This window comes from Rhodovulum sp. DZ06, from assembly GCF_050586345.1.
GTDB lineage: Bacteria > Pseudomonadota > Alphaproteobacteria > Rhodobacterales > Rhodobacteraceae > JBOCEF01.
This window is the reverse complement of record NZ_JBOCEF010000097.1, coordinates 1-3,640: the sequence shown is the minus strand read 5'-3', so window position 1 is coordinate 3,640 and position 3,640 is coordinate 1. Positions and strand designations below refer to the sequence as shown.

General features: G+C 72.5%; 4 protein-coding genes. All 4 read left to right on the top strand.

Features of this window, described 5'->3' with window-relative positions; all coding sequences use genetic code 11:
- Positions 1–189 precede the first annotated feature (189 nt).
- The 4 genes from ACQ5SO_RS21250 to ACQ5SO_RS21235 all read left to right on the top strand — a co-directional run bounded on the left by ACQ5SO_RS21250 (position 190) and on the right by ACQ5SO_RS21235 (position 3,534).
- Positions 190–1,059, top strand: a complete 870-nt coding sequence (locus tag ACQ5SO_RS21250) for a substrate-binding periplasmic protein (RefSeq protein ID WP_430943654.1) — start codon at positions 190–192, stop codon at positions 1,057–1,059.
- 47 nt (positions 1,060–1,106) lie between these two features.
- Positions 1,107–1,907, top strand: coding sequence for a quinoprotein dehydrogenase-associated SoxYZ-like carrier (locus tag ACQ5SO_RS21245; RefSeq protein ID WP_430943653.1), 801 nt, complete (start codon positions 1,107–1,109; stop codon positions 1,905–1,907).
- Positions 1,904–2,908, top strand: a complete 1,005-nt coding sequence (locus ACQ5SO_RS21240; RefSeq protein WP_430943652.1) for a quinoprotein relay system zinc metallohydrolase 1 — start codon at positions 1,904–1,906, stop codon at positions 2,906–2,908. The genes ACQ5SO_RS21245 and ACQ5SO_RS21240 overlap by 4 nt, the downstream gene beginning before the upstream one ends.
- Positions 2,909–3,006: 98 nt before the next feature.
- On the top strand, positions 3,007–3,534 hold the full coding sequence (locus ACQ5SO_RS21235; protein ID WP_430943651.1) for a CoxG family protein: 528 nt from the start codon (positions 3,007–3,009) through the stop codon (positions 3,532–3,534).
- Positions 3,535–3,640 lie beyond the last annotated feature (106 nt).

Below are 3,640 nucleotides of genomic sequence, written 5' to 3'. Positions count from 1 at the left end.
CGCGCGCAAGCGGCGCGTGCGTGGGGGGGGCGTGTCGGGGGCGTCGGGAGGCGGGACGGGGCGCTGAAAGGGCGTTGGGGGGGGGGGGGGCCCCCCCCCCCCCCCCCCCCCACCCGACCCCCCCCCCCCCCCCCCCCCCCCCCCCCCTCCGCCCCTTCGCGTCCCCCAGCCGACCCCGGGAGGTCCGCCTTGCGCCGCCGCCAGTTCCTCGCCTCGCTTCTCTCCGTCGCCGCGACCCCCGCGCTGGCGCAGCGGCCGCAGAATGTCGGCCGCGACGTGGTGGGGCAGAGCCTCGAGGACATTCTCGAGCGCGGCTGGATCGTGTTCGGCCTCTACGACGATTTCGCCCCCTATTCCTGGGAGGAGAACGGCAAGCCCCGCGGCGTGGACGTGGAGATCGGCCGGCTGATCGCCGCCGACCTGGGCGTCGAGCCGCGCTTCCTGCTGCACGGCGCCGACGAGACCGTCGACGACGACCTGCGCAACATGGTCTGGAAGGGCCACTATATCGGCGGGCGCGTCGCCAACGTGATGCTGCGCGCGCCCTACAACCGCGAGCTGGCGATCCGCAACGAGCTGGTGGTCCTGCAGGGCCAGTACCAGAACGAGCGCATCGCCATCGCCTATGACGCCGCGTTCTACGAGGACGAGAAGCCCGTCCCGGCCTATTTCCGCTTCGACAAGGTGGGGGTGGAGAACGACTCGATCGCCGATTTCTACCTGTCGGGCATGGGGAACGGGGCCGTCGCGCCCAACATCCGCCGCTTCCGCTCGCCCGGCCTCGCGATGGAGGCGATGAAGGCGGGCGAGGTGCAGGCGGTGATGGGCGCGCAGGGCCAGCTCGAATGGTTCGCGAAGGACGAGGACCGCCTCGCCGTCCACGCCCCGCCCCTGCCGGGCCTGGCGGTGGGCGAATGGACCATCGGCATCGCCGTGCGCCACAACTGGCGCGCCCTCGGCTACGCCGTCGACGACGCGATCCGCGCCGCGGTGCAGGACGGGCGGATGGAACGGATCTTCGCCGATCACGGGCTGAGCTGGATCCCGCCCGAGTGGTGACGCGCCGCCCCCGGGCGACGCGGGGCGCTGATGCTGGGAGGATGACGATGACGACGAAGATGACGTTCGCGGGCACCCGCGCCGCCCTCGCGTTCGCGCTGGGCGCCGCCCCCGCCGCGGCCCTCGAGGGCCCGCGCACCCCGCTGGACGATCCGTTCGACAGCGCCATCTTCGCCGACCGCCAGGTCGAGGTGCTGGGCGACCCCGAGAAGATCCGCTTCGACGACCGCGTGATCGTGCGCGCCCCCCTCTCGGCCGAGGACAGCTTCAACGTGCCGGTCGAGGTCGACGCCACCGCCCTGTCGGACGTGGAGGAGATCGTCGTCTTCGTCGACTGGGGCCCGATCCCGAAAATTCTCTCCTACTTCCCCGGCAAGGCCGAGCCGCGCATCGCGCTGCGCTTCAAGATCGACCAGGCCACCCCGATCCGCGCCGCCGTGCGCACCGCGGACGGCGCGTGGCACGTGGGCGGGACCGAGATCGACGCCGCGGGCGGCGGCTGCACCGCGCCCGCCGTGGCCTATGCCGCCGACGACTGGGAGGAGAAGCTCGGCGAGGTCAACGGCCGCCTCTGGGCCGACACGGGCCGGGTGCGGATGATCGTCGATCACCCCATGGACACCGGCCTCGCCGACGGCATCCCGGTCTACATCATCGAGGACCTGGAGCTCTCGACCCCCGAGGGCGAGGTGATGGCCCGCCTGCAGCTGCACGAGCCGGTGAACGAGGACCCCGCCTTCACCCTGTTCTTCGCCGAAGGCTCCCTGCCCAATACGCTGGAGCTGCGCGGGCGCGACAATGGCGGCGCGCAGATCCGCGCCACCCTGCGCGGGGCGCCGACGGAATGAGCGGCGGGCCGTCCTCCTCCTCGCGCCGCCCCTCGCGCCGCGCCGCGCTGGGCCTGCTGGCGGCCGCCCCCGCCGCGTTGTCGGTGGGCCTCGGCGCCGCGCTGGCGCCCGCCCGGGTCTTCGCCGCCGCGCGCCATGTCTATGATCTCGCGCCCCGGCAGGTCGCCGACGGCATCTGGATGGTCGAGGGCGCCACGGAATACTTCACCCGCGAGAACGGCGGCGCCATCGTCAACATCGCCCTGGTCGAGACCCCGCGCGGCGTGATCGTCGTCGATACCGGCCCCTCGCGCCGCTATGGCGAGGCGCTGCGGGCCGCCGCCCAGCTGATCCACCCGCTCGGCGCGCAGGAGGCGCTGATCACCCACCACCACCCCGACCATTTCTTCGGCAACCAGGTCTTCGCCGACCTGCCGATCCGCGCGCTCGGCCCCACCGGGCTGATGGCGACGCAGATGGGCGACGCCTATGCCGACAACCTTTACCGGATGCTCGGCGACTGGATGCGCGGGACGGAACCCACCCCGCCGACGCGGGTGCTGCAGCCCGGCCCGGTCGAGATCCTCGGCCGCCGCTTCCAGGCGCTGGCGCTGAAGGGGCACACCGCCTCGGACCTCGCGCTGCTGGACGAGGCGACGGGGGTGCTGATCGCGGGCGACCTCGCCTTCCTCGACCGCGCGCCGACCACGCCCGACGCGGACATCGCCGAATGGCGCGCCTCCATCGCCGCCCTGGACGCCCTGTCCCCGGCGGCGGTGATCCCCGGCCACGGGCCGTTCGACCCGGCGCGGGCCTCCCTGCGCCAGACCGACGCCTATCTTGAATGGCTGGACGCCCGCCTGCGCCGGGCCGCGGCGGACGGGCTCGACATGATGGACATCATCCGCGAAGGCCCGCCCGGGCGCTTCGCGTCGCTCGGGGCCATGCCGCAGGAGCTTTCGCGCTCCACCGCCCACCTGTTCCCGACCATCGAGCGGGAGGTCCTGCCGCGCGCGAACTGACGCGCGCGCCCTTTCGCACCCGTCTTCATCCCAAGGCGCCATGGCGCAGCCGCGGGACCCCTTCTAACCTCCTCCCATATCAACGAAAGGACGCCGCGATGGAACTCTCCGGAACCCGCGTCATCAAGGCCCCGCGCGACCAGGTCTGGGCCGCGCTGAACGACGCCGAGACCCTCAAGGCCTGCATCCCCGGGTGCCAGGAGCTGACCGGCTCCCCCGAGGAAGGCTTCGAGGCGACGGTCGTGCAGAAGGTCGGCCCGGTGAAGGCCACCTTCAAGGGCGCGGTGACGCTGCAGGACGTGAACCCCCCGACCTCGTACAAGATCGTGGGCGAGGGCAAGGGCGGCGCCGCCGGCTTCGCCAAGGGCGGCGCGGACGTGTCGCTGGCCGATCATGAAGAGGGCACCGAGCTGACCTACCAGGTCGACGCGCAGGTGGGCGGCAAGCTCGCGCAGCTCGGCTCCCGCGTCATCGGCGGCTTCGCCCGCAAGATGGCCGACCAGTTCTTCGACCGCTTCCGCGAGCAGGTCGAGGGCCCGTCCGAAGACGCCGGGGAGGCCGCGGCCGCCGGCGACGCCGCCGAGGGCGGCGAGAAGAAATCCTGGCTGAAGCGGATCACCGGCTGATCGGCGCGGCCTGACAGGGAGAAATCATCATGACGATCGTTTCGATGCGTGTGAACGGGAAAGCCGTTGCTGGGGATGTGGAAGGGCGGACGCTTCTTTCGGCTTT